Source organism: Bradyrhizobium sp. CFUWI, assembly GCF_056429085.1.
In genome coordinates this window covers 327,302-350,136 of sequence record NZ_JBWJZE010000008.1, presented here as the reverse complement: position 1 = coordinate 350,136, position 22,835 = coordinate 327,302, and the positions used below count along the sequence as shown (strand labels likewise).

Below are 22,835 nucleotides of genomic sequence, written 5' to 3'. Positions count from 1 at the left end.
GCCCCATGTGGTCCCCCAACCCCGTGGCGCGCGATCAGAGGGTGATGCCCGTGGAAGTGGCCGCCGATCGATGTCCGGCGATGTACGCGAAGCTTGGTTAGGATTCCATTCCGGATCACTACGGACACGATAACGGTTGCGATGTGTTCATTCGGCATCGGCGCCGCGATCGCTGTCGTCTGAATCCGGAGCGCGCGGCCAAGATGTCCACATCTCCCGGCGCTGCGAAACCTGCATTTCACCGGCCTGTCATCGAACTGGTCTAGCGCTGCTCCCGTCATCGCTGACGGTCAAGGAGCAAGCCATGTCGAAGCCGGTGCTGGGCGCCGCATTGTCCATCAAATCGATTCCCGCGCATCGCGACTGGCTTCTGGAGCGGCAGCGCGATCTCGAAATCCAGGATTTCTTCCGCGCCGATCTTCTCGACAGCGATTGGCGCAGCACCGCTGGCGAGATCAAGCAGATGCTGTCAGGCCATACCGGCCGGCTCGGCATCCACGGTCCGTTCTGGGGATTCAAGATCGACAGCCACGATCCCATGATCCGTCAGGCGGTGACCAAGCGCCTGCTTCAGGGGCTGGATGCCGCCGAGTTCCTCGGCGCGACGCAGATGGTGATCCATTCGCCGTTCACGACCTGGGATCACAACAATCTCGATCTCTATCCGGACAATCGCAACAATCTCGTCGAGCGCGTCAAGGCGACGCTCGCCGAAGTGGTCGCGCGCGCCGAAACCGTCGGCTGCGAGATCGTCATCGAGAACATCGAGGACAAGGATCCGCGCGACCGCGTTCGTCTCGCCAAGGCACTCGAAAGCGCCAAGGTTCGCGTCTCGCTCGATACCGGTCACGCCAACTACGCCCACATCTCCACCGGCGCGCCGCCGGTCGACTACTACGTCGAGACCGCCGGCGACATGCTGACGCATGTGCATCTGCAGGACACCGACGGCTTTGCCGACCGGCACTGGGCCCCGGGCGAGGGCAACATCCCCTGGGTCGCCGTGTTCCGCGCGTTGGGACGGCTGACGTCCAACCCGCGCCTGATCCTCGAACTTCGCAATCACGACGATGTCCGCGCCGGCGCAGCCCATCTCGCCGCGCTCGGTCTCGCCGAATAGCCGCATCATCCAGGGCAGGGGTTACCGCCATGAGCAAATTTACCCGTCGTACCATCCTGAAATCCGGCGGCGCGGCCGCGAGCACATTGCTGCTGCCGCGCTTTGCCATCGCGCAAGGCGACAACCGTCCGTCGGTGACGATCGCCGTGCAGAAGGTCACCAACGCGAACGTGCTCGACGTGCTGCGCGAGCAGTCCAATGTCGGCGAGCGCGTGTTCTTCTCCTCGATCTGGGAAGGTCTGATCTCGAAGAACTGGCGCGGCAATTTGGAAGCCGTGCCGGGCCTTGGCACCGAATGGCGCCGCATCGACGACCAGACCGTCGAGGTGAAGCTGCGCCAGGGCGTCAAGTTCCACAATGGCGACGAGCTTACGGCCGACGACGTCGTCTTCACGTTCAGCCGCGAGCGCATGTTCGGCGAGAGCGAGGCCAAGAACCGCTCCACGATCAAAGCGTTCGAGAAGATCCCGACGCCGCGGCCCGGAAAGGAGCTGCCGCCTGATGTGCCGGCCGTCGCCCGCCGCATCTGGCCCGATCTCGTGCGCGTCGATGCTGTCGACAAGTACACCGTGCGCTTCTACAACGCGACGCCCGACGTCACCATCGAGGGCCGGCTGTCGCGCTACGGCTCCGACATCATGAACCGCCGCGCCTGGGAGGAGTCTGCGAGCTATCTCGACTGGGCGCGCAAGCCCGTCACGACCGGCCCCTACAAGGTCGTCGAGCTCAAGCCCGATGTGTCGCTGACCCTGGAAGCCCATGACGAATATTGGGGCGGCCGTCCGCCGCTGAAGCGCATCCGCTTCCTCGAAGTGCCTGAAGTCGCCAGCCGCATCAACGGCCTGCTGTCGGGCGAGTACCAGTTCGCCTGCGACATCCCGCCGGACCAGATCGCCGGCATCGAGAAGAATTCGGCGTTCGAAGTGCAGGGCGGCACGATTCAAAACCACCGCCTGACCGTGTTCGACAAGAATCACGCCGTGCTCGCCAATCCGCTGGTGCGGCGCGCCTTCACTCACGCGATCGACCGCCAGGCCATCGTCGACAGCCTGTGGGCCGGCCGCACCCGCGTGCCGAAGGGCCTGCAATGGGAGTTCTACGGCGACATGTTCAACGCCGATTGGAACGTGCCGGCCTATGATCCGAAGCTGGCGCAGGATCTGCTCAAGCAGGCCAATTACAAGGGCGATCCGATTCCATATCGCCTGCTCAACAATTACTACACCAACCAGGTCGCGACCGCGCAGGTGCTGGTCGAGATGTGGAAATCGGTCGGCCTCAACGTGCAGATCGAGACCAAGGAGAACTGGTCGCAGATCATGGAGCGCGCGCCGACCCGCGCCGTGCGCGACTGGTCGAACTCGGCGGCGTTCAACGATCCCGTGTCCTCGCTGGTCGCCCAGCACGGACCGAACGGCCAGCAGCAGCAGATCGGCGAATGGACCAATGTCGAGCTGAACAAGCTCTCGGAATTCCTGGAGACCTCGACCGACCGTGCCGCGCGCAAGAAGGCGTTCCGCCGCATGCTGGAGATCGCCGAGCGCGAGGATCCCGCCTACACGGTGCTGCACCAGAACGCGACCTTCACCGCCAAGCCGAAATCGATCAAGTGGAAGGCAGCGCCGGCCTTCGCGATGGATTTCCGCGCCGGCAATTTCGAGGCGTAGCCGTGGCGCCGCTGGTCAACATTGCAGGTCTCAGCGTCGCCTTCAGCGGCGTGCCGGTCCTGCGCGGCGTCGATCTCACCCTGCACAAGGGCGAAGCCCTCGGTCTCGTCGGCGAGTCCGGCTCCGGCAAGTCCGTGACCTGGCTCGCCGCACTCGGCCTCCTGCCGCGGCATGCGCGGGTCTCCGGCAAGGTGACCCTCGAGGGGCGCGAGATCCTCGGCGCGCCGGCCACCGAGCTCGACCGCGTCAGGGGCGGGCGTATCGCCATGATCTTCCAGGATCCGGCGAGCTCGCTCAACCCGGTGCTGACGATCCGCAGGCAGCTCTGCGAAGCGCTGGCGCTGCATCGGAATCTCCAAGGTAATGCCTTGAAGGCGGAAGCGCGGCTGCTGCTCGATCTCGTCGGCATTCCCGACGCAGGCCGGCGGTTGGACGCCTATCCGCACGAATTTTCCGGCGGCCAGGTCCAGCGCATCATGATCGCGATGGCGCTCGCGGGAAATCCGGACCTCCTGATCGCGGACGAGCCGACCACGGCGCTCGATGCCACCATCCAGGCGCAGATCCTGGAGCTGCTCTCGACGGTTCGCCGCGAGCTCGGGATGGCGCTGGTCCTGATTAGCCACGATCTCGGCGTCGTCGCCGAGAACTGCGACCGCGTCGCGGTGATGTATGCCGGCCGCATCGTCGAGGAAGCTCCCAGCAACCAGCTCTTCGCCGATCCCGCGCACCCCTATGCGCAGGGCCTGATCGGTGCACTGCCGCCGCTCGACGGGCCCCGCCGGCGCCTCACCGCCATTCCCGGAACGGTGCCCGATCCCGCAAAAATGCCTGGTGGATGCGCCTTCGCGCCGCGTTGCGCGCTGGCGTATGAGCCGTGCGGGCTCGCCGCGCCGAGCCTGGCGCCGATCGCGGATGACCGCCGCGTTGCCTGCATTCGCGCCGAGGCCTCCCGCCGCGCGCTGCTTGGGATCGCCGCCGAATGAGCCCGCCGCTCGTCGAGGTGTCCGCGATCTCGCGCAGCTATGCGATGCGCTCGGGCATGTTCGGCCGAGCTACGGCCGTGCACGCCGTCGACGGCGTGTCGCTCGCGATTGCCAAGGGGCAGACGTTGGGTCTCGTCGGTGAGTCCGGCTCGGGCAAATCGACAACGGGGCGTATCGTGCTCGGTCTCGAGCCGCCCGATCGCGGCGAGGTGCGGTTCGACGGCAAGCCGATGGCGATGCCCGCAACGGCCGCATGGCGCGCGCAGCGTGCGCGCATGCAGATGATCTTCCAGGACCCGCTCGGCGCGCTGGACCGGCGCTTGCCGGTCGCAACCCAAATCCGCGAGCCGCTCGACATTCACGGCATCGGCACGCCCGCGGATCGCGAGGAGCGCGTCCGCGAATTGCTGCGCGCGGTCGAGCTGACGCCGGCGCATGGCGCGCGCTATCCGGGTGCGCTCTCCGGCGGCCAGCGCCAGCGCATCGTGCTGGCGCGGGCGCTCGCCACCAAGCCCGATTTCCTCGTCTGCGACGAGCCGGTCAGCGCGCTCGACGTCTCGATCCAGGCGCAGGTGGTGAACCTGCTCTGCGATCTCCAGGCGGAGCTGTCGCTGACGCTGCTGTTCATCAGCCACGATCTGCGCGTCGTCCGGCAGATCAGCAACATCGTCGCGGTGATGTATCTCGGCCGCATCGTCGAGATCGGCAGTGCCGACGATCTGTTCGCGCGGCCGGAGCATCCTTACACGCAGGCACTGGTCTCGGCGTCGCCGGCACCTGGCCGCCGCAGTACGGGCCGCATCGTGCTGGCGGGCGATCCGCCGAACCCGGCGGCGCGCCCGCAAGGCTGCGCCTTCCATCCGCGCTGTCCGCGCGCGATTGCGCGCTGTGCAAGCGAGGTGCCGGCGTTGTCCGCTATCGGCGACGACCGTCAGGTGGCCTGCCACCTCGTCACGGGCGTGCAAACGCGGGATGCGGCGTGATGGGACGCTATTTCGCCGTCCGCATCGGCCGCGCCGCGCTCACGATCGTCCTCGTCGTCACCTTCGCCTTCATCGTGTTGCGGCTGTCGGGCGATCCCGCGCTGATGATCCTGGGACCAGAGGCGCCGCCCGAAGTGCTTGCCGCGTTCCGCAAGGCCTGGGGTCTCGATGATCCCATCTGGTTTCAGTATCTCGATTATTTCGGCGCCATCGCCAAGGGCGAGCTCGGCCGCTCCATGCGCGACGGACGGCCCGCGATCGAGCTGGTGCTGGAGCGCATCCCGGCGACGCTGGCGCTGACCCTGCCGGCCTTCTTCTTCAAGGTCGCGATCGGCGTTCCCGCCGGCATCTACGCCGCGCTGCACCGGGGCTCCGCCATCGATCGCGCCGTGATGACGACGGCAGTCGCGGGCTTCACCGTGCCGAGCTTCGTGCTCGCGCTGATCCTGGTTCTGGTCTTCGCCGTGCAGCTCGGCTGGCTGCCCTCGGGCGGGCAGGACAGCTGGCGCCATGCCATTTTGCCGATCACGACGCTGAGCTTAGGGGGCGCTGCCGTGCTGGCGCGCTTCACCCGCAGCGCGATGCTGGAAGTGCTGGGCCAGCCCTATATCCGCACCGCCTCGGCCAAGGGCCTGCCGTGGCGCAAGGTGGTGACGTCACATGCGCTACCGAATGCGGCGATCCCGACCGTCACGATTCTCGGCTTCATGGTCGGCACGCTGATCGCGGGCGCGGTGGTGGTTGAGAGCGTGTTCGCCTGGCCGGGAGTAGGGCGCCTGCTCGTCGTCGCCGTCGCCAACCGCGACCTTGCCGTCGTGCAATGCATCCTGCTGCTGGTCGCCATGACCATGGTCACGTCAAATCTGATCGTCGACTTCCTCTACGGCTTCCTCGATCCGCGCCTGCGCGCCAAGGGAGCGCATGCATGACCGACGCCGCGTTGAAGGACACGGCCAGCCGCCGCATCAGCCTGCCGGCGATCCCGGTCTCGGTCGCCCTCGCGGTGACCTGGATCGTCGCGATGCTCGTGATCGCCGCCTTTGCCGAGAAGATCGCGCCCTACGGCTTCACCCAGCTCGACCTGCGCAACCGGCTGGCGGCGCCCGGCCATGCCGCGCACTGGCTCGGCACCGACGAGCTCGGCCGGGACGTGCTGTCGCGGCTTCTCGTCTCGATCCGCATCTCGCTGCTGATCGCCTTCGGCGCGACCGCGATTTCGGCGATCGTCGGCACCATGCTCGGCTTCCTCGCCGCGCATTTCCGCGGCGCCGTCGAGCAGCTCGTGCTGATGCTGACCGACTTCCAGGCCAGCATGCCGTTCCTGATCATGGCCCTCGCCGTGCTCGCCTTCTTCGGCAATTCGTTGCCGCTCCTGATCGGCTTGATGGGCCTGTTCGGCTGGGAGCGCTACGCCCGCATCGCGCGCGGCCTTGCCATCTCCGCCAACGCGCAAGGCTATGCCGCCGCGGTCCGCCAGCTAGGGGCGACGCCGCCGCGGATCTACTTCAGGCACATCCTGCCCAACATCGCCTCGACCTTGATCGTCTCGACCACGCTGGTCTTCCCCGAGGTGATCCTGATGGAATCGGGTCTGTCCTTCCTCGGCCTCGGCGTGCAGCCGCCGATGACCAGCCTCGGCAACATGGTCGGCTACGGCCGGGAATATCTGACCCGGGCGCCCTGGATCATGCTGGCCCCGGCAACCACCATCGTGATCACCACGCTGGCCGTCTCCGTGATCGGCGACTGGCTGCGCGACCGGCTCGATCCGACGCTGCAATAGGGGCTCCGACGCCCCCGCCGTCATTCCGGGGCGCGCCGCAAGGCGCGAACCCGGAATCCATTGTCCCGCGGGTGCTGCCGCCCGATGGATTCCGGGTTCGATGCTGCGCATCGCCCCGGAATGACGGGACTTAACGACGAAAACCCCGCGCCGGGAGCAGGGGAGCCCTGTCATGCCCAAGTTCCCGTTGCGCCCCGCCACCCCGTGCGCTATCCGGCCACAAAGGCCTGAGGCGGCACCAGATTTTCCCGCCTTAGCCCAACCCGAGGACGGAAACCGCCATGCCAGCCTATCGCTCCCGTACCACCACCCACGGCCGCAACATGGCGGGCGCCCGCGGCCTCTGGCGCGCGACTGGCATGAAGGACGGCGATTTCGGCAAGCCGATCATCGCGGTGGTCAATTCCTTCACCCAGTTCGTGCCTGGCCATGTCCATCTCAAGGACCTCGGCCAGCTCGTCGCCCGCGAGATCGAGCAGGCCGGCGGCGTGGCGAAAGAGTTCAACACCATCGCGGTCGACGACGGCATCGCCATGGGCCATGACGGCATGCTCTACAGCCTGCCGTCGCGCGAGCTGATCGCCGACAGCGTCGAGTACATGGCCAACGCGCACTGCGCCGACGGCCTCGTCTGCATCTCCAATTGCGACAAGATCACCCCCGGCATGCTGATGGCAGCGCTCAGGCTCAACATCCCCGCCGTGTTCGTCTCGGGCGGCCCGATGGAGGCTGGCAAGGTCAAGCTGGCCGGCAAGACCAAGGCCGTCGACCTCATCGACGCCATGGTCGCCGCGGCCGACTCCAAGGTCAGCGACGACGACGTCAAGGTGATCGAGCGCTCGGCGTGCCCGACCTGCGGCTCCTGTTCGGGCATGTTCACCGCCAATTCCATGAACTGCCTGACCGAGGCCCTGGGCCTCGCGCTGCCCGGCAACGGCTCGGTGGTCGCAACCCATGCCGACCGCAAGCGCCTGTTCGTCGAGGCCGGCCACACCATCGTCGATCTGGTTCGCCGCTATTACGAGCAGGACGACGCTTCGGTGCTTCCGCGCAACATCGCCAACTTCAAGGCGTTCGAGAACGCCATGACGCTCGACATCGCGATGGGCGGCTCGACCAACACCGTGCTGCATCTGCTCGCCGCCGCCCATGAAGGGCAGGTCGCCTTCACCATGAAGGACATCGACCGTCTCTCGCGCCGCGTGCCGGTGCTGTGCAAGGTCGCGCCGTCGGTCGCCGACGTGCATGTCGAGGACGTCCATCGCGCCGGCGGCATCATGGGCATTCTGGGCGAGCTCGATCGCGCCGGCCTGATCGACACCTCGGTCTCGACCGTGCACGCGCCGACCATGAACGAGGCGCTGGAGCGCTGGGACATCAAGCGCACCAAGAGCGAAGCGGTGCGCACCTTCTTCCGCGCCTCGCCCGGCGGCATTCCGACCCAGGTCGCCTTCAGCCAGGAGCGCCGCTACGACGAGCTCGACGCCGACCGCGAGAAGGGCGTGGTGCGCGATCTCGACCACGCCTTCAGCAAGGACGGCGGCCTCGCCGTGCTCTACGGCAATCTCGCGCAGGACGGCTGCATCGTGAAGACCGCCGGCGTCGACGCCTCGATCCTCAAATTCTCCGGCCCGGCGCGCGTGTTCGAAAGCCAGGACGCGGCGGTGGACGGCATTCTGGGCGGCAAGGTCGTCGCCGGCGAGGTCGTGGTCATCATCTACGAAGGCCCGCGCGGCGGTCCCGGCATGCAGGAGATGCTGTATCCGACCAGCTATCTGAAATCGATGGGCCTCGGCAAAGCCTGCGCGCTCGTCACCGACGGCCGCTTCTCCGGCGGCTCCTCGGGGCTGTCGATCGGCCATCTGTCGCCGGAAGCGGCAGAGGGCGGCAATATCGGCTTGGTCCGCACCGGCGACATCATCGCCATCGACATCCCGAACCGCAGCATCACGCTGGAGGTCTCCGATGAGGAGCTCGCCAATCGCCGCGCCGCCGAGGAGGCGAAGGGCGATGCCGCCTGGCAAGCAGTGGGTCGCAAGCGTAACGTCTCGACTGCACTGCAGGCCTACGCCGCACTCACCACCAGCGCCGCGCGCGGCGCCGTGCGCGAGGTCAAGCGGCGCCTGAGGTAGGCGCCTGATCGGCGGCGCCGCAAGGCTGGATCGCAAGGCTGGATCGATTGCTCCGGAGCGGATGGCGACTCCACGCCAGCGCAGATGATGCGCTGTTGCAGGACAGTGGGGCCGGAGGTCTGCAAAGAAACGGCCCCCGCCGTCCGGGGTGTGGGCTATTGGGGGGTGGAGGCGAGAGCCGTTTGCGAAGTGGGCACCCGACAAGCGGGCTCGCCCGCCAGGCATCATCAACCTAATGCATTTGTCCACATCCCGCTATTTAAATTTCATTAATTTTTATTTTATTTACGATTTAATCGTGCCATCCTCTGGATAATGGCCGAAATCAATTTTTCCGAATTCGGCCCGAGGCCGTGGCACATTCGAAATCCGTCCGCAACGGTCCGGATTGTCAGTAGCGGAGTTAGCCATGAGTCATGCTCCATCACTCGTGCCGCAAGTCACGACCGACCGCGACGTCTATCTCGTGCTCGATGACTTCGGCCGGCGGCTGGGCCGCGCCTGGTGTGAGACGGCCGAGGAGGACGCCAATCGCGCGACCCTGCTCAGACATCTCGCCGAAGGCCAATATCTCCATCCGGTCCGTATCGTGGCCTTCAATACCGCGGAGGGATGGTCGCGAGATGCCACCGCAGATGTCGCCGACGAGCTTCGTCGCCGATTTGTCGAACTCGAGGAGACCGATCCCTCGCTGCTGGAGTTCTTGGAAAGAGCTGCGAGGCATTGAGCTCGGCCATCGGAGGCGAATGAACGGGAGACGCCACGTCGCGCGTTGATGGGCGTGGTCAACGAGTTCTTACCGGTCGGCCGTGATCGGCCGTTCGCATTAAGGATGCCCTGATGAACTTCAGCGGCCCTGGATTTTGCGGCGTATAATGCGCCACCTTCGCAAATCCATTTCGGGCAACTGGGGCACCACATGATGTCGCGTACTCTTGCTGTTGTTTTCTCGACCGCCGTCGCCGCGATATCGATGACGGGCGCAGCCTCCGCCGGCTGCTACAATTGCTACACGCCGCCGCCGTGCCAGACCTGCTATCAGCAGCAATACGCGCCGCCCCAGTACCGCGCCGTCGACGAGACCGTGATGGTGTCGCCCGGCGCCGTCGTCGCACATCGCACACCCGCGCAATACCGCACCGTGATGGTGCCGCAGACCGTGATGGTCGCGCCGCCCAGCGTCCAGTACCAGCAGATCCCGCCGCAATACGCCACGCGCCAGCGCGTCGAGATGGTCTCGCCCGGCTACTCCTATTACGCCCCGGTGCAGATGAACTGCGCATCCTGCGGGTACTGAGCCGGACACAGCTGCGAACGGTTTCGAACGGCGCTCCTCACGGGGCGCCGTTTGCTTTTTGCCAAATGCGGGAGGCCGGTCGCCGTCAAGCCTCTGGATGAGGCTGAGCGGCATGGGTGCTCATTGCAACTGCGGGCCGCGCCCACGGTCCTCATCCTGAGGGCCCGCCGCCGGCGGGCGTCTCGAAGGATGGCCACAGGCGGGATCACTCCCATGTCCGATTGCCCTCCTGAAAGGGGCCCAGAGGCAAGGGCGCCCAACTTCGCGTTGCCTTGCGCCGTCGACTGCGTTAAGCGACAGCCATTCCGCGCTTGGAAGGGTGGCCGAGTGGTTTAAGGCACCGGTCTTGAAAACCGGCGTGCCCGCAAGGGTACCGTGGGTTCGAATCCCACCCCTTCCGCCAGCACAGCGCTCCCCCTTTCTTTGGGACCACCCCGGAACTTCACAGCGAAATCAGCTGGTTGGACGGAAGGGCTCGACGCCAGCTGCACGGCTTGTCACAGATACGGGGTGGCTGCCGAGGGGCGAACTAGGGTTCAGCTACTGCTCTTTGGTGGATTGCTCCGAAGATGCTGCATCGCCTGGTCGAGCATTGGAGAAATCATTCCCGTAACGTCCACCATGCGTCCACCGATCACTTCCGGTTTGGCCGGTCGCGTCGAATGCTCTGAAATTCCTCCGGCCCTTTGACGAGGCGCCGCTTACGGCTGACTTGGGCCTCTGGGCTGGCTGCCGTATCGGCGATCTCGTTGATCGCATCGGCTGCTAGTTCGCGAGCGCGTTGCTTGGCATCTTGGCGCCCCTTCATGTCTTCGCTTTTGCCCTGACTTTCGATCTTGATCCTCAGGCCAATCGCAACGAGCCGGCGAATAGCATGCGCTCGGGTGAGGGTCTTGTCGCGTGATGATGCGATCCATGCATCTATCGCCGCAAGCTCGGAAGGATGCCAGCGCTCGCCAACCTGGATCCCCTTACCAGTCGGCGGCGGGCCTCGTTTTTTCTTTGGTACCACACGTGTCTTAGCCATAAACCATGGTACCATAGAAACAAGCCGAGGGGGAGCTGCTTCCCCAATGGTTTTAAGCACGTTCACACGCAACCACATTTTGCTGGCGGGTCACATTTTCCGACTTTCCAAATCTCCGTTTATGATCCGGGGGATCGATTCGGCAGCATCTCGGTTAGACGAGGATGTGCATCCAGGCGACGACGCGGGCGGTATTGGTCGGCCTTGCTGGCCTACTTGTCTCTGCTTGCGCGAGCTCCGATCACGCCAACTCCGGCGCGACGGTTCGATCCGGCGCACGATGGGCACGAGACCTTGGTGAACCGCCCCCGAGCCGACCATCCGCCGATGCAGCAGCAATCCCTGCGACCAAAGCGGATCTTAATGCTGCTCGCGAGAGGGCGCGGCGATAGGGCTCGGGAGGGCACGCTTGAGCCCGCCGGTTAACGCGGGAAAGCCGCACCAACGAAAAAATGCCCCAGCCGCTGTCTGGACGGCTGGGAGGTACCAAAGGAGGGTCTCACCTGTTCTTCGTCAGATGTGAGAGGCTAACCGTCGCGACGGGGTCACGTTCCTAGACGAGTGCCTGGGCCGCGCCAAACGTTGTCGCAACTGTGATTTTGGCGTGTAGCCACCTAGGGTAGTATGACAGCGGTTCTCACCTATGATTTTTTGGCAACGGAGCCCGAAATGATTACCGCCGCAGCCTGCCAAGAAACAGCAGAGCGCTACAAAGCACTTTCCAGAGGTCCAGGTATTTCAGCCTCGCGGGCCTCCCTTTTGAAGAACATCGCAAAGAGCTTCGCCGGCTTGGCCACCCAGTTGGACAGACTAGCAGCACTCACGAGAGACGAAGGTCGTCGGTAAACGGTCCGCCTCAGTGGGCGGCGTCTTTCGCGCCTATGATCGCAAGCTTTGGATTGCCACGCTCGAAGTCGGGTCGCACGTCGGCGCCGCGACATCCGCAGCCCTGGCAGACGAAGCATGGCTCCAGATCGGACGGCCTCATGTGGTCCGGCCACCCATCCGCATCAAGAGCGACGTTATGCGCGCAATGGCAACAGACCAGCCGTAGCGAGCGCGTGAGCCAAGCCTGGCTCGCAGCTAGGCTGGGCCCCGCGTGATCCTCTGTCCGCCTCGCTTTTGCTGGCGCGTTTGCGAACCGGCTCAGCTCTTCGGACCGGCGCCCTTCAGCGCGTTCCAGGCAGCCTGGTTCGCCTGATCGAACGCCTTGCGGGATTCGGCGAGGGCGGCGCTCAGGACCGACCAGGATTCGCTGCCGGCTTGCTTCAGCTTCTGCAGACGCGCTTCAGCTTCGGATGCATCCGATTTCATCTGCTTGAGCGCGGCATCGACGTCGACGGTGCGGGCTGTTGCGACTTTGCCGGCGGCTTCGCGGAATTTGTCCGCGGCTTCGCGCCAGGCCTTGGCCTGTGCCGCCGCAACGTCCTTGAACGTGGCCTGCTGCTGCTCGAACTGTTTGCCTGCACCCTCGAAGTAGGTCTTCATCTGGGCTTCGAATCCGGCCCATTGCTTTTCCAGGTCGGCCTTGGCGTCCGTCCAGGCGGCTTCACCTGCTTCCGCCTGGCTCTTGAGCATCGCCTGAAATTCGTCACGGCGCTTCGTCAGGTCGGACAGCAGTTGATCCGTCTTCACCTTGGATTCTGCCTTGGCCTGGCCGGCTTTGACCTCGAACGAGGCCAATGCGGCATCCATCTCGTCGATCCGCTCCTTGGCCCAATTGAGATAATAGTGCACGCTGCTCTGCTGTGACATGGCCGTCTCCATCTGCTTGCCGACGCCAGGTTCCCAGAGCTTGATCCAGCCCGTATTGACCTGTCTCAATCATGTTGCGGTCTCACGACATTGCGATTGCGGAGCCGCGCCGTGCAAAGCCGCGCCCCGTGCCGGAGGGGAGCCAGCAGCGCGGCGGTCTGATCGAAGGTCTTATCTCCGGCCCTCGCACACAGAACCGTATCCCTGTAGCGTGGAACCCCTTGAGCGTTCAGAGCGTTTAGACGCGAACGTGATTTGCGAGGTCCACCTGCTTCAGAGTTCATCGACCCTGGTTCCCGGCGACACCGTCTGGCGACGGTGCAAGGCGCGGCGCGTGGCGGTCCTGAACGATGCGGCCGCTTATTTCGCGGCCCTGCGCGAGGCGCTGCTCGAGGCTCAAGACCTCGTCTACATCGTCGGGTGGGATATCCATAGCGAGACCAGGTTGGTCGGAGCTTCCGGACGGGCGGATGACGGTCTGCCCGAACAACTCGGCCCATTCCTGCGCGCACTCGTGCAGCGCCGGCCGGGCCTGCGGATCAACATTCTGGTCTGGGACTTCGTCTCGTTCTACGCCTCGGAAAGGGAATGGAATTCCGCGGCCAAATTCACCGCCGACACAGACGGCCGCGTCCAGTTCGAGATGGATTCCACGCTTCCGTTCGGTTCGGCTCAGCACCAGAAGATCGTCTGCATCGACGGTGCGCTGGCCTTCGTCGGCGGGCTCGATCTGACGATCAGGCGCTGGGACACGAGCGAGCATTGCGCCGATCAGCCGTTGCGCTGCGACCCTCAGGGAAAGCCATACAAGCCGTTTCACGATGTTCAATGCCTGGTAGACGGGGAAGCTGCCGCCTCGCTGTTCGAGCTGGCGGAGGAGCGCTGGCGTGCGGCAGGCCAACAGACGCGTGATCGCCGCGCGCCGAAGAGCATGCGCTGGCCGTTGCATGTGCCGGTCGAGGCCGAGCAGATGCCGGTGGGCATCGCCAGGACCGACGTCGTTTGCCCCGTGGGTTCGACCATCAGGGAGGTCGAACGCTCGCTGATTGCAGCGATCCGGTCCGCGACGGGCTTCGTCTATATCGAGAACCAGTTCACCAGCGCCATCAAGATCGCGCGTGAGCTGGTGGAGCAGATGAAGCGCGTGCCGTCGCTGCGGGTTCTGGTCGTCGCTCCGAAACTGCACTCCTCGTGGCTGGAATCCCAAGCCATGCAAAACGGCCGCGGCGCCTTCATCGATTGCTTCAGCGAGGCGGGTGTGGCCGATCGAATCCGCTTCGTCTACCCGGTCTCACGCGACGGGGAGGGGGAGGCTGCCGTGATGGTGCACAGCAAGCTCATGATCGTCGACGATCGGATCTTGCGAATCGGATCGGCCAATTTGAACAATCGGTCGATGGGCGCCGATAGCGAATGTGACCTGATCTTTGAAGCCGAATCCGATGAGCACCGGGAGTTCATCGCTTCGGTTCGCCGACGCCTGATCGGCCACTTTTGCGGCCTCGACGAACGCAGCGTCAGGCAAGACGACGATCGCCTTTTTGCTCTCCTGGACGAGGTGTCGAGAGCTGATCGGACGAAGGCGCTGCGGGACGTGGAGTTCTCGGTCCTGACCAGCACTCTGGCCACGATGGTTCAGCCGGTGGCGGACCCTGAGCGGCCTCTTCACCTCGAGCGGGCGGCATCGCGCATGTGGACTACCAAGACCATCATCGGGATCGTATCGATCGCCTTGGCGCTTTTTGGCTTGGCAATGGCCTGGTCGTACACGTCCTTGAGCGGTTTCGCCGACACCGGGCGCGTCTCGAATTTGCTGTCTGCCTATTCGCAGTCCGGCTGGGGGCCGCCATTCGCGATCGCGGCTTTTGTCGTCGGCGGGCTAGTCGTGTTTCCGGTGCTCGTGCTCATTGCAGCAACGGCGGCCGCGCTCGGGCCTTGGGTGGGTTTCGTCACGGCGAGCGCCGGTGTCCTGCTCAGTGCTTTCATCCTTTTCGTGATCGGACGGGCACTCGGACGACAGCGGCTCCAGCAATTGCTCGGACGGCGGGCGGCGCGGATCCAGGACCGCGTCGTCGGCAAGGGCATCCTGGCTGTCGTCGTGATCCGGATGATTCCCATCGCACCGTTCTCGATCGTGAATGTCGTGGCCGGCGCGAGCACGCTGCCTCTGCGTGACTTCATGATCGGAACCGCGCTGGGCATGACGCCAGGCAACCTTGCGATGGCGGTTCTGGGAGCTCAGATCGCGGATGTAGCCCGCAATGCGTCCTGGAGCAGCATGTTGCTGCTCGTGCTGGCGTTCCTGGGTTGGCTCGGCATCTGCGCCGGCGCGCAATTCCTGGCCACCTGGCTGGCCGGGAGGCGCTGATGCGCTTCATGACCTGGAACGTGCATGGCACGTTCAACCTCAATCCGAAATTCGATCTGGATGGTGTCTGCTCCATCCTTCGCAAATGGTCTCCTGATGTCGTCGCGCTTCAGGAGGTGGATTCGCGGTCGAGGTCGGACGATCCGTTCGCGAAACTGGCGAGTGTCGTCGGAGATCACGGCGTTCACGCCAAGTCGATCGTCACCGAGGATGGCGAGTACGGTCAGATGCTCCTGAGCCGCTTTCCGTTCTCCGCTGTCCCGGAGATCGTCGACGTGTCGTATCGGGAGCGCGAGCCGCGCAGAGCCATTGCGACCAGCCTGCTCACGCCGGCCGGGGACGTGCGCGTGGTCGCCACGCATCTGGGCTTAAGCATCCACGAGCGCTATGCGCAGGCTCAGGCCCTGGTGAACCTGGTCAAGCCAGCGAGGACCGTCGTCCTCGGCGATTTCAACGACTGGTTCTGGGTCAAGTCGGTGCGGCGGGTGCTCGCGCAGGTCTGCCCGAACCGTACGCGACTGCGAACTTTCCCGTCGCGTCTCCCCCTGATGCGGCTTGACCGGATCTATGCGACCTCCGACAGCCCGATCCGGAAAGTGTGGACCGACGAGGCGGCGCGAGCCATCTCGGACCATCTGCCCGTCATCGCCGAGATCGAGCTCAAGGGCCTTCCCGAGCCTATAGAAAAGCTTTGTCCTTCAACGGTATAGCTACTGTGCATGGGGTTGTTTTCCGAGATTTTGTCTGAAGGCGGGAACGGGGGGCGAGGAACTCTTTCCTCACAGCCGCGTTATGTCGCCATGACTGAAGACGTTTCCTTCCGACGCAAACCCCTGACCCCCGAGCAGCGCCAGGCGCGCGATGCGGCACGCCGGATCGAGGCGGAAAAGGCCATGCGCGACCATGAAGCGGCGCAGAAGGCGTTTTACGCCAACAAGGAGCGGCTCAGAGCCGAGCGCCTTGCGCGCGAGGCCGCCGCGGCCAAGGGCTGAGCGAACGCGCTCATCCAGCCAGACCGTTGAATTGATCCCAGACGCGCCCACCGGCCTTTCCCGCCGGTGGGCGCTTTCGCGTTGTGCCGTGCGACGGGTGGCTTGACGGCCTTCGCCGTCCGGGAGGAAGCTTCAGGTGAATCTGAACGACATGAACCGCGGAGACGTTCGCCACCAGCCAGTCCGATTCCCATCAGCGAAAGTGCAATGGAGCTGACCATGACCACGTTCGACAAGCGCGAGCAGGGCTTCGAGGCCAAATTCGTCCACGACGAAGAACTCATGTTCAGGGCCACGGCCCGGTCCAACAAGCTGCTCGGTCTCTGGGCCGCAGGCCGGCTCGGCCTGAACGGCGATGCCGCTGACAATTACGCAACGACGCTGGTGACGGACTATTTGCAGAACCAGACGATGAACGAAGTGGTGGACAAGGTATCGGCCGATCTTGCCGCCAGGGGCGTCGCGCGTGAGCAGGTCGCGCAGAAGCTCCAGGAGTGCCTGCATCAGGCGCTCGCGCAGCTCGAAGCAGACAAGCAATAGACGGCGATCCGCTGCCTCTCACGCGGCGTGCGTACGCCGGCGCAACGATGCCGCGTTCCTCCAACCCGACAAGACGCCGGCGGAAGCGCTGCGCAACTCGCACCTTCCGCGTGCCATTTCGTGCTACCGTTGTCGTGGGCCGTCGCATGGCGACGCGGATCGGGAAGGCGGGCGAGTGACGCGAAGCGGCTTCGGCAGATGGACCGGTCGGATGGCGCTCGCCGGCGCGATCGTGGTTGGCGGCTCCGCGGAGGTCTTCGCGACACCGCTGACGCCGTTTCGCTACGAGGCGCAGGCGCAGCGTCATTGTCCGCAAGACAAGGTGGTCTGGCTCGACTTCAGGAAGGGCGTCTACTACCGCAAGGGTCAGAAGCGGTACGGCGAGGGCTTCGACGGCAGCTTCGTCTGCCAGAGCGAGGCCCGCGGCGGCCTCTATCGCCGCTCCCTGCTGGGCCTGCGCTGAGTGCGCGGGAAGGAGAGGGTGGCGCTCAGGCGAAGGCCAGGGCCACGAGGCTCGAGCAGAGCAAGACCAAGCCGCCGGCGGTCAACGCCAGGAAGCCGTCAGATACCAGGTCATGATTGCGCATGGGACACCTGCCACTCTCGTTTTCGATGCTCGATCGGATCGACTAAAATTGTCCGAACGCGCCGCCTTGAAAGAGGTGATGCTTGCCGTCCCGCGCGAGTGCCGTCAGGCCCTCGTGCGGTAGCCTTCAAACGCATGGGCCAGGAAGATCCCCGCGCTTACCAGACCCATCAGTGCCGAAACCGTCTCGATCATCGTTAAATTCCAAATCCCGCCCTTGCATCCGAGAGAACGCGGGCGGCCTTGCACAGTCAAAAGAATTCCAGTGAGCGGCGCGACAATGGGGGTGGAGTGAGGATTTGGCGCAACAGAGTGTCCAGCCGTGGCACAGCGCGGGCGGGCTCGTTCCGTAGAACAACGGAAAAATGCGAACGTCCCGTTTACCATCCCGGCGGGATCGTCGTGGGCTCCCCATTTCCGCCGTGTTCGGGTTGCGTTATCGTTACCGCTTCCGAGACGGTGGTGGGCCGCTTCGGATCAGATGACCGGACAGCGCTCCCCGTAGCCAAAGCGGGTTGGGTACGCCTCCGGCAAAGTGGTATTTGGGGCGAATGGGGATCCGACGGTCAGATTCGGTTTTGCGGGCCGCGCGTGGTGTTGCGGCGGTCGCAGCCTGCGTTGCGCTGGCCAATTGCGCCTCCTCCAACAAATTCGCCAGCCGCGTCGATCCGAAATACGGCGTGTCGTCGAGCCCCCGGGTCGTGGCCTTCGGGGACCCCGTACCGAAGGGCGGCGGCACCTACCGCGTCGGCAAGCCCTATGTCGTGGCCGGCCGGACCTACGTGCCGGAGGAGGACGTCAACTATCGCGCCGAGGGCATGGCGTCCTGGTACGGCGACGATTTCCACGGCCGCCTGACCGCCAATGGCGAAGTGTTCGATATGACCTCGCTGACCGCGGCGCATCCGACCCTGCCGATGCCGTCCTACGCCCGGGTGACCAACGTCTCGAACGGCAAGTCGCTGATCGTCCGCGTCAATGACCGCGGACCCTATCACGGCAACCGTCTCATCGACGTCTCGAACAAGGCCGCCGAACTCCTTGAATTCAAAGGAAGTGGTGTTGCCAAGGTCCGCGTCGAATATGTCGGCCGGGCGCCGCTCGAAGGCTCCGACGACCGCCAGCTTCTGGCGACCCTGCGCACCGGCGTTCCGGCGCCGTCGCCCTCGATGGTCCGGGTCGCCTCGGCCAAGCCTTTCGTGCCGGAATTGCCGGGGGCGAGCCGCGGTGCCATTCGTGGCGACGTGCCGATGCCGGAGGGGCGGCCCTATAATCTCGGCAGCACCTCGGCCGACATGGCCTCGCTCAATGCGACATCGGAGATGTCGGCCTCGAGCCGCAGCCGGGGCCGGGCGCTCCAGAACACCCGCGCCGTGTCCTATGACGGGGACGGCCGCTTCGCGACGGAGACCGCGTCCGACGGTGCCGCCGAGGCGCGCAACATCCTGAGCGGCCGCGGGCTCTACTAGCCCGCGCTCTCCTTCAAGAACGTCACCAGCGCCGCATTCACCTCGTCGGGCCGTTCCTGCTGCACCCAATGGCCGGCGCCCTCGATGATCAGCTTTTGCTTCAGATTCGGCAGCACGCGGTCGAGCTCGTTGACGCGCTTGGCGCCGATCAGGCCGGTGATGACGGCGTCCTTGGAGCCGGCGATGAACAGCGAAGGCTGGCGGATCTGCGCGTCCTGCCAGGGCGCGGTCAGCTCCCAATTGCGATCGATGTTGCGGTACCAGTTCAGCCCGCCGCGAAAGCCGGACTTGCGGAAGCTCTCGGTGAAATAGGCCAGATCCGCCTCGCTGAGCCAGCCCGGCAGCGGTTCCTCGGCGGTCGCGTGGCTGAGAAAGCCCTTGCCCTCCTGCACGAACATCGCGGCGGTTGGGTCGGCCAGGCCACGTCCCCCAAGCACGATGCGCATGGTGCGGGCGACGTCGCGCTCCAGCTCGGCCTCGGCGACACCCGGCGCCTGGAAATATTGCCAGTAGAAATTGGTGACGCCGCCCTGGCGGAGCAGGTCGAGCGGCTTGCCGCGGCCGCGGAACGGCGGCGGCACGCTCAGGCCCGCGACCGCCGTGAAGATGTCGGGCCGGAACAGCGCCGCATGCCAGGCGACCGGCGCGCCCCAATCGTGGCCGACCACCATCGCCCTGGTCTCGCCGAGCGCCTGCACCAGGCCGACCACGTCGCCGACCGTGTCGAAGATCGAGTAGGCCGCAACGTCGGGCGGCGCCGCGCTCTGGCCGTAGCCGCGCATGTCGGGGGCGACGACGTGAAACCCGGCGGCGGCGAGCGCAGGGATCTGGTGGCGCCAGGAATAGGACAGCTCCGGCCAGCCATGGCATAGCACCACCAGCGGACCCTGGCCGGCTTCGCGGATGAAGAGATCGATGCCGTTGGCCTTGATCGTGCGGGTGGAGGACATCGCTTTTCCGCCTTGTTTCAGGGATTTGGTCGGGAAAGGTGAGGTGCCACGATAGGGGTAGGGCGAGAATCGTGCAATCTCTGGGCAGGCGTCCAACGTCGCGTTGTTCGCGCCGATTCCAGCTGTTAGAACGCTGCTCTCAGGGCTTGGCCATGGCATGTCGTCTTCTTTCGCTACGTCGCCCCCGGTTCACCGCCGGAGCGCTGGCGCGTGGCCTGATGGCGACGATCCTGGTGGCAAGCGTCGGCTGGAGCGGGGCGCTTCTGGCCGCCAACCAGAGCGTCCAGGGCGTCAAGAAGGCCGACGATGCGGGCTTCGACGGCGATGCTCCGACCGCGATCCTGATCGAAGCCACGAGCGGCAGCGTGCTGTTCGAGAAGAACGCCGACGAGCTGCGCGCGCCCTCCAGCATGATGAAGCTGATGACGGCGGAAGTCGTCTTCAATGCCGTCAAGAAGGGCGACATCAAGCTGACCGACGAGTACCGGATCAGCGAGAACGCCTGGCGGCGGGGCGGTGCGCCCTCGGGCGGCTCGACCATGTTTGCCGCCATCAACAGCAAGGTCTCGGTCGACGATCTCCTGCACGGCGCGATCATCCAGAGCGGCAATGACGCCTGCATCGCGCTCGCCGAAGCCATGGCCGGCAACGAGAAGATCTTCGCGGCCGACTTCATGACCAAGCGCGCCCGCGAGCTCGGCCTGACCAGGTCGACCTTCGGCAATTCCAGCGGGCTGCCCGACCCCGCCAACAAGATGACGGTGCGTGAGCTCGGCATGCTCGCCCGGCACATCATCCTGGACTTCCCCGAATTCTACAAACTGTTCGGCGAGAAGGAATTCACCTGGAACAAGATCCGCCAGCCCAACCGCAATCCGCTGCTCAATTCGATGGAAGGCGCCGACGGTCTTAAGACGGGCTACACGAAGGAAGGCGGCTACGGCATGGTCGGCTCGGCCGTTCAGAACGGCACGCGGCTGATCGTCGTCGTCAACGGACTGGACGACCCCGACGATCGCGCCACCGAAGCCAAGAAGATGCTGGAATGGGGTTTTCGCAATTTCGAGACCCGCACGCTGATCCCGGCCGACCAGCCCGTCGGCTACGCCAAGGTGTTCGGCGGCGAGAGCCGATCGGTCAAGCTCGTCGCCAAGACTCCGGTGAAGGTGATGGTGCACAAGAACGGCAGCGACAAGCTGATCGCGCGCGTCGTCTATAGCGGCCCGGTGCGGGCGCCGGTCGAAGCCGGCCAGAAGGTCGGCGTGGTCAGGGTCTGGCGCAGCGGCAACATCGCGGTGGAGACGCCGGTCTATGCGGGCGAAGCGATCGGCACCGGCTCGACCGTGCGGCGCGCGATCGACGGCGCCAGCGAGCTCGTGATCGGCATGTTCCGCGCAGGCGCCGAGAAGCTCTGATCATGAGTGAGAGCGCGGGACAGCGACCGTCCGGACGCGGACGCTTCATCACCTTTGAAGGCGGCGAGGGCACCGGCAAGTCGACCCAGATCAAGAAGCTCGCCGACCGCCTCAAGGCGGCCAAGCTCCGCATCCGCGTCACGCGTGAGCCGGGCGGCTCGCCGGGCGCCGAGATCATGCGTCACCTGGTGCTGTCGGGGATGGGCAGGCTGCTCGGCCCGGAGGCGGAGACGCTGCTGTTTGCCGCCGCGCGCGATGATCATGTCCGCACCGTGATCCTGCCTGCGCTCAACCAGGGTGTCTGGGTGCTGTGCGATCGCTTCGCCGATTCGACGCGGGCCTATCAGGGCAGCCTCGGCCGCGTGCCTGAAGGCCTGATCAATGCGATGCAGCGGGTCACGATCGGCGATCTCAAGCCGGATCTCACCATCATCCTCGACCTGCCGGTCGAGATCGGCCTCCAACGCGCCGCCGCGCGCCGCGGCAACGGCACGCCCGATAGGTTCGAAAGCGAGAAGCTCAGCTTTCACCAGGGCCTGCGCGAAGCCTATCGCAAGATAGCTGCGGATGATCCGGCGCGCTGCGTGCTGATCGACGCCGATTCCGACCCTGACACGGTCGCGGCCCGGGTCTGGGCTGCGTTGCGCGATCGTCTCCTTCCCACACCGGCTTCGGTGATTTCAGCATGAGCCCGCGCCAGGCCGAGCGCGAAAGCGCCATTCCGCATCCGCGCGAGACCAGCCGCCTGTTCGGTCATCGCGAGGCCGAGACGGCGCTGCTGACCGCCTATCGCAGCGGGCGGATTCCGCATGCCTGGCTGATCGGCGGGCCGCAAGGGATCGGCAAGGCGACGCTGGCCTATCGCATGGCGCGCTTCGTGCTCGCCCACGGCCAGCCGCTGGCGCCCGCCGTGCAGCACGCCCAAGACCTTGCGGTCGATCCGGATGACGCCGTGGCGCGGCAGGTGGCGGTCGGCTCGCATGGCGGGCTGCTGTCGCTGGAGCGGACCGCCAACGATCGCGGCGTGATGCGCACCGTGATCACCGTGGACGAGACCCGCGAGACGATCGGCTTCTTCGGCTCGACGGCGGCGGCCGAAGGCTGGCGGGTCTGCATCGTCGACACCGTCGACGAGCTCAATCCAAACGCAGCCAACGCGCTTCTGAAGATTCTCGAAGAGCCGCCGCAGCAATCGCTGTTCCTTCTGGTGAGCCACGCGCCGGCGCGCGTGCTCGCCACGATCCAGTCGCGCTGCCGCAAGCTGCGACTGCGGCCGCTCGCAACGGACGATGTGATCGAGGCTGCGGCTGCGGCCGCCGAGCTCGCTCCGAGTGATCCTGCGCTGCGCGAGGCGGCGGAGGCCTCCGAGGGCAGCGTTGCACGGGCCCTGACTCTGCTCGGCGGCGATGCGCTGAAGCTCCAGCAGCGCACGGCCGCGCTGCTGGCGCGCCTGCCGCAGGTCGACCCGCGCGAATTGCACACGCTCGGCGATTCGCTCGGCACCAGCGACCGCGTCGCGCTCGCCGCCTTCATCGACGGCATCGATCGCTGGATCGCCGAACGCCTGCATGCGGACGAGGCCAATGCCAACCAGAACCTGCCGCGCCTTGCGCGCTTAAGCGAGGTATGGGAAAAGATCGTCCGCGCCGCGCGCGACACCGAAACCTACAATCTGGAGCGCAAGCCCTTGGTTTTCTCGGTGTTCGGCTGGCTGGCGGACGCAACGCGCTAGGCGCAGGTTCGTTTCCAAATTTTCGAGAAGCCG

At 65.4% G+C, this 22,835-nt stretch carries 21 protein-coding genes and 1 tRNA gene; 19 read left to right on the top strand and 3 right to left on the bottom strand.

What is annotated here, in order from left to right:
* Nucleotides 1–304 precede the first annotated feature (304 nt).
* The 10 genes from AC066S_RS20130 (at nt 305) to AC066S_RS20085 (ending at nt 10,371) form a co-directional block, all read left to right on the top strand.
* Entirely contained in the window at nt 305–1,120 is an 816-nt protein-coding gene (locus tag AC066S_RS20130; RefSeq protein WP_126257635.1) for a sugar phosphate isomerase/epimerase family protein, read from the top strand.
* Between the two features lie 29 nt (nt 1,121–1,149).
* Nucleotides 1,150–2,787, top strand: a complete 1,638-nt coding sequence (locus tag AC066S_RS20125) for an ABC transporter substrate-binding protein (RefSeq protein ID WP_478270430.1) — start codon at nt 1,150–1,152, stop codon at nt 2,785–2,787.
* Nucleotides 2,788–2,789: 2 nt separating this feature from the next.
* Entirely contained in the window at nt 2,790–3,773 is a 984-nt protein-coding gene (locus AC066S_RS20120; RefSeq protein WP_135170632.1) for an ABC transporter ATP-binding protein, read from the top strand.
* A complete protein-coding gene (locus AC066S_RS20115) occupies nt 3,770–4,756 on the top strand; it encodes an ABC transporter ATP-binding protein (RefSeq protein ID WP_478270429.1) in 987 nt (328 codons plus the stop codon). The genes AC066S_RS20120 and AC066S_RS20115 overlap by 4 nt, the downstream gene beginning before the upstream one ends.
* Nucleotides 4,756–5,685, top strand: a complete 930-nt coding sequence (locus tag AC066S_RS20110; protein ID WP_478270428.1) for an ABC transporter permease — start codon at nt 4,756–4,758, stop codon at nt 5,683–5,685. The genes AC066S_RS20115 and AC066S_RS20110 overlap by 1 nt, the downstream gene beginning before the upstream one ends.
* Nucleotides 5,682–6,539: an ABC transporter permease gene (locus tag AC066S_RS20105; protein ID WP_478270427.1), complete on the top strand. Its 858-nt coding sequence runs from the start codon at nt 5,682–5,684 to the stop codon at nt 6,537–6,539. The genes AC066S_RS20110 and AC066S_RS20105 overlap by 4 nt, the downstream gene beginning before the upstream one ends.
* A gap of 281 nt (nt 6,540–6,820) precedes the next feature.
* Entirely contained in the window at nt 6,821–8,671 is a 1,851-nt protein-coding gene (gene ilvD / locus AC066S_RS20100) for a dihydroxy-acid dehydratase (protein WP_126257641.1), read from the top strand.
* A 409-nt stretch (nt 8,672–9,080) separates the two neighbouring features.
* Nucleotides 9,081–9,398 (top strand): hypothetical protein, encoded by a 318-nt coding sequence (locus AC066S_RS20095; protein ID WP_126257642.1) that lies wholly within the window; start codon nt 9,081–9,083, stop codon nt 9,396–9,398.
* 246 nt (nt 9,399–9,644) lie between these two features.
* Nucleotides 9,645–9,968 carry a hypothetical protein gene (locus AC066S_RS20090; RefSeq protein WP_478270440.1) on the top strand — a complete coding sequence of 108 codons (324 nt, stop codon included), beginning with the start codon at nt 9,645–9,647 and terminating at the stop codon, nt 9,966–9,968.
* 313 nt (nt 9,969–10,281) lie between these two features.
* A tRNA-Ser gene (locus AC066S_RS20085) sits at nt 10,282–10,371 on the top strand.
* 231 nt (nt 10,372–10,602) lie between these two features.
* On the opposite strand, the gene AC066S_RS20080 is transcribed toward AC066S_RS20085, so the two are convergent.
* Complete coding sequence (locus AC066S_RS20080; RefSeq protein WP_478270426.1) at nt 10,603–10,995, bottom strand: hypothetical protein; 393 nt, start codon at nt 10,993–10,995, stop codon at nt 10,603–10,605.
* A gap of 1,146 nt (nt 10,996–12,141) precedes the next feature.
* The gene (locus tag AC066S_RS20075) at nt 12,142–12,750 is read right to left on the bottom strand and encodes a sll1863 family stress response protein (RefSeq protein ID WP_126257646.1); all 609 of its coding nucleotides are present in this window, start codon (nt 12,748–12,750) and stop codon (nt 12,142–12,144) included.
* A gap of 334 nt (nt 12,751–13,084) precedes the next feature.
* Here AC066S_RS20075 and AC066S_RS20070 point away from each other — a divergent pair, with 334 nt between their 5' ends.
* The 6 genes from AC066S_RS20070 to AC066S_RS20045 all read left to right on the top strand — a co-directional run bounded on the left by AC066S_RS20070 (nt 13,085) and on the right by AC066S_RS20045 (nt 18,705).
* The gene (locus tag AC066S_RS20070; RefSeq protein ID WP_478270425.1) at nt 13,085–15,118 is read left to right on the top strand and encodes a VTT domain-containing protein; all 2,034 of its coding nucleotides are present in this window, start codon (nt 13,085–13,087) and stop codon (nt 15,116–15,118) included.
* Nucleotides 15,118–15,828, top strand: coding sequence for an endonuclease/exonuclease/phosphatase family protein (locus tag AC066S_RS20065; protein WP_126257647.1), 711 nt, complete (start codon nt 15,118–15,120; stop codon nt 15,826–15,828). The genes AC066S_RS20070 and AC066S_RS20065 overlap by 1 nt, the downstream gene beginning before the upstream one ends.
* 90 nt (nt 15,829–15,918) lie before the next feature.
* Nucleotides 15,919–16,110 carry a hypothetical protein gene (locus AC066S_RS20060; RefSeq protein WP_126257812.1) on the top strand — a complete coding sequence of 64 codons (192 nt, stop codon included), beginning with the start codon at nt 15,919–15,921 and terminating at the stop codon, nt 16,108–16,110.
* Nucleotides 16,111–16,329: 219 nt separating this feature from the next.
* On the top strand, nt 16,330–16,650 hold the full coding sequence (locus tag AC066S_RS20055; RefSeq protein ID WP_164718598.1) for a DUF1476 domain-containing protein: 321 nt from the start codon (nt 16,330–16,332) through the stop codon (nt 16,648–16,650).
* A gap of 175 nt (nt 16,651–16,825) precedes the next feature.
* Nucleotides 16,826–17,113: a hypothetical protein gene (locus AC066S_RS20050; protein ID WP_126257649.1), complete on the top strand. Its 288-nt coding sequence runs from the start codon at nt 16,826–16,828 to the stop codon at nt 17,111–17,113.
* Between the two features lie 674 nt (nt 17,114–17,787).
* Nucleotides 17,788–18,705: a septal ring lytic transglycosylase RlpA family protein gene (locus AC066S_RS20045; protein ID WP_478270424.1), complete on the top strand. Its 918-nt coding sequence runs from the start codon at nt 17,788–17,790 to the stop codon at nt 18,703–18,705.
* Here AC066S_RS20045 and AC066S_RS20040 read toward each other — a convergent pair.
* On the bottom strand, nt 18,702–19,655 hold the full coding sequence (locus AC066S_RS20040; RefSeq protein WP_478270423.1) for an alpha/beta fold hydrolase: 954 nt from the start codon (nt 19,653–19,655) through the stop codon (nt 18,702–18,704). The genes AC066S_RS20045 and AC066S_RS20040 overlap by 4 nt on opposite strands.
* Nucleotides 19,656–19,807: 152 nt before the next feature.
* On the opposite strand from AC066S_RS20040, the gene AC066S_RS20035 reads away from it, so the two are divergent.
* Genes AC066S_RS20035 through AC066S_RS20025 form a run of 3 tightly spaced genes read left to right on the top strand, consistent with a single transcriptional unit; the run spans nt 19,808 to nt 22,802 of the window.
* The gene (locus tag AC066S_RS20035) at nt 19,808–21,070 is read left to right on the top strand and encodes a D-alanyl-D-alanine carboxypeptidase family protein (protein ID WP_478270422.1); all 1,263 of its coding nucleotides are present in this window, start codon (nt 19,808–19,810) and stop codon (nt 21,068–21,070) included.
* A gap of 2 nt (nt 21,071–21,072) precedes the next feature.
* Nucleotides 21,073–21,759 (top strand): dTMP kinase, encoded by a 687-nt coding sequence (tmk, locus tag AC066S_RS20030; RefSeq protein WP_478270421.1) that lies wholly within the window; start codon nt 21,073–21,075, stop codon nt 21,757–21,759.
* Nucleotides 21,756–22,802, top strand: coding sequence for a DNA polymerase III subunit delta' (locus AC066S_RS20025; protein WP_478270420.1), 1,047 nt, complete (start codon nt 21,756–21,758; stop codon nt 22,800–22,802). Before tmk ends, AC066S_RS20025 begins: the two co-directional genes overlap by 4 nt.
* Nucleotides 22,803–22,835: the final 33 nt, after the last annotated feature.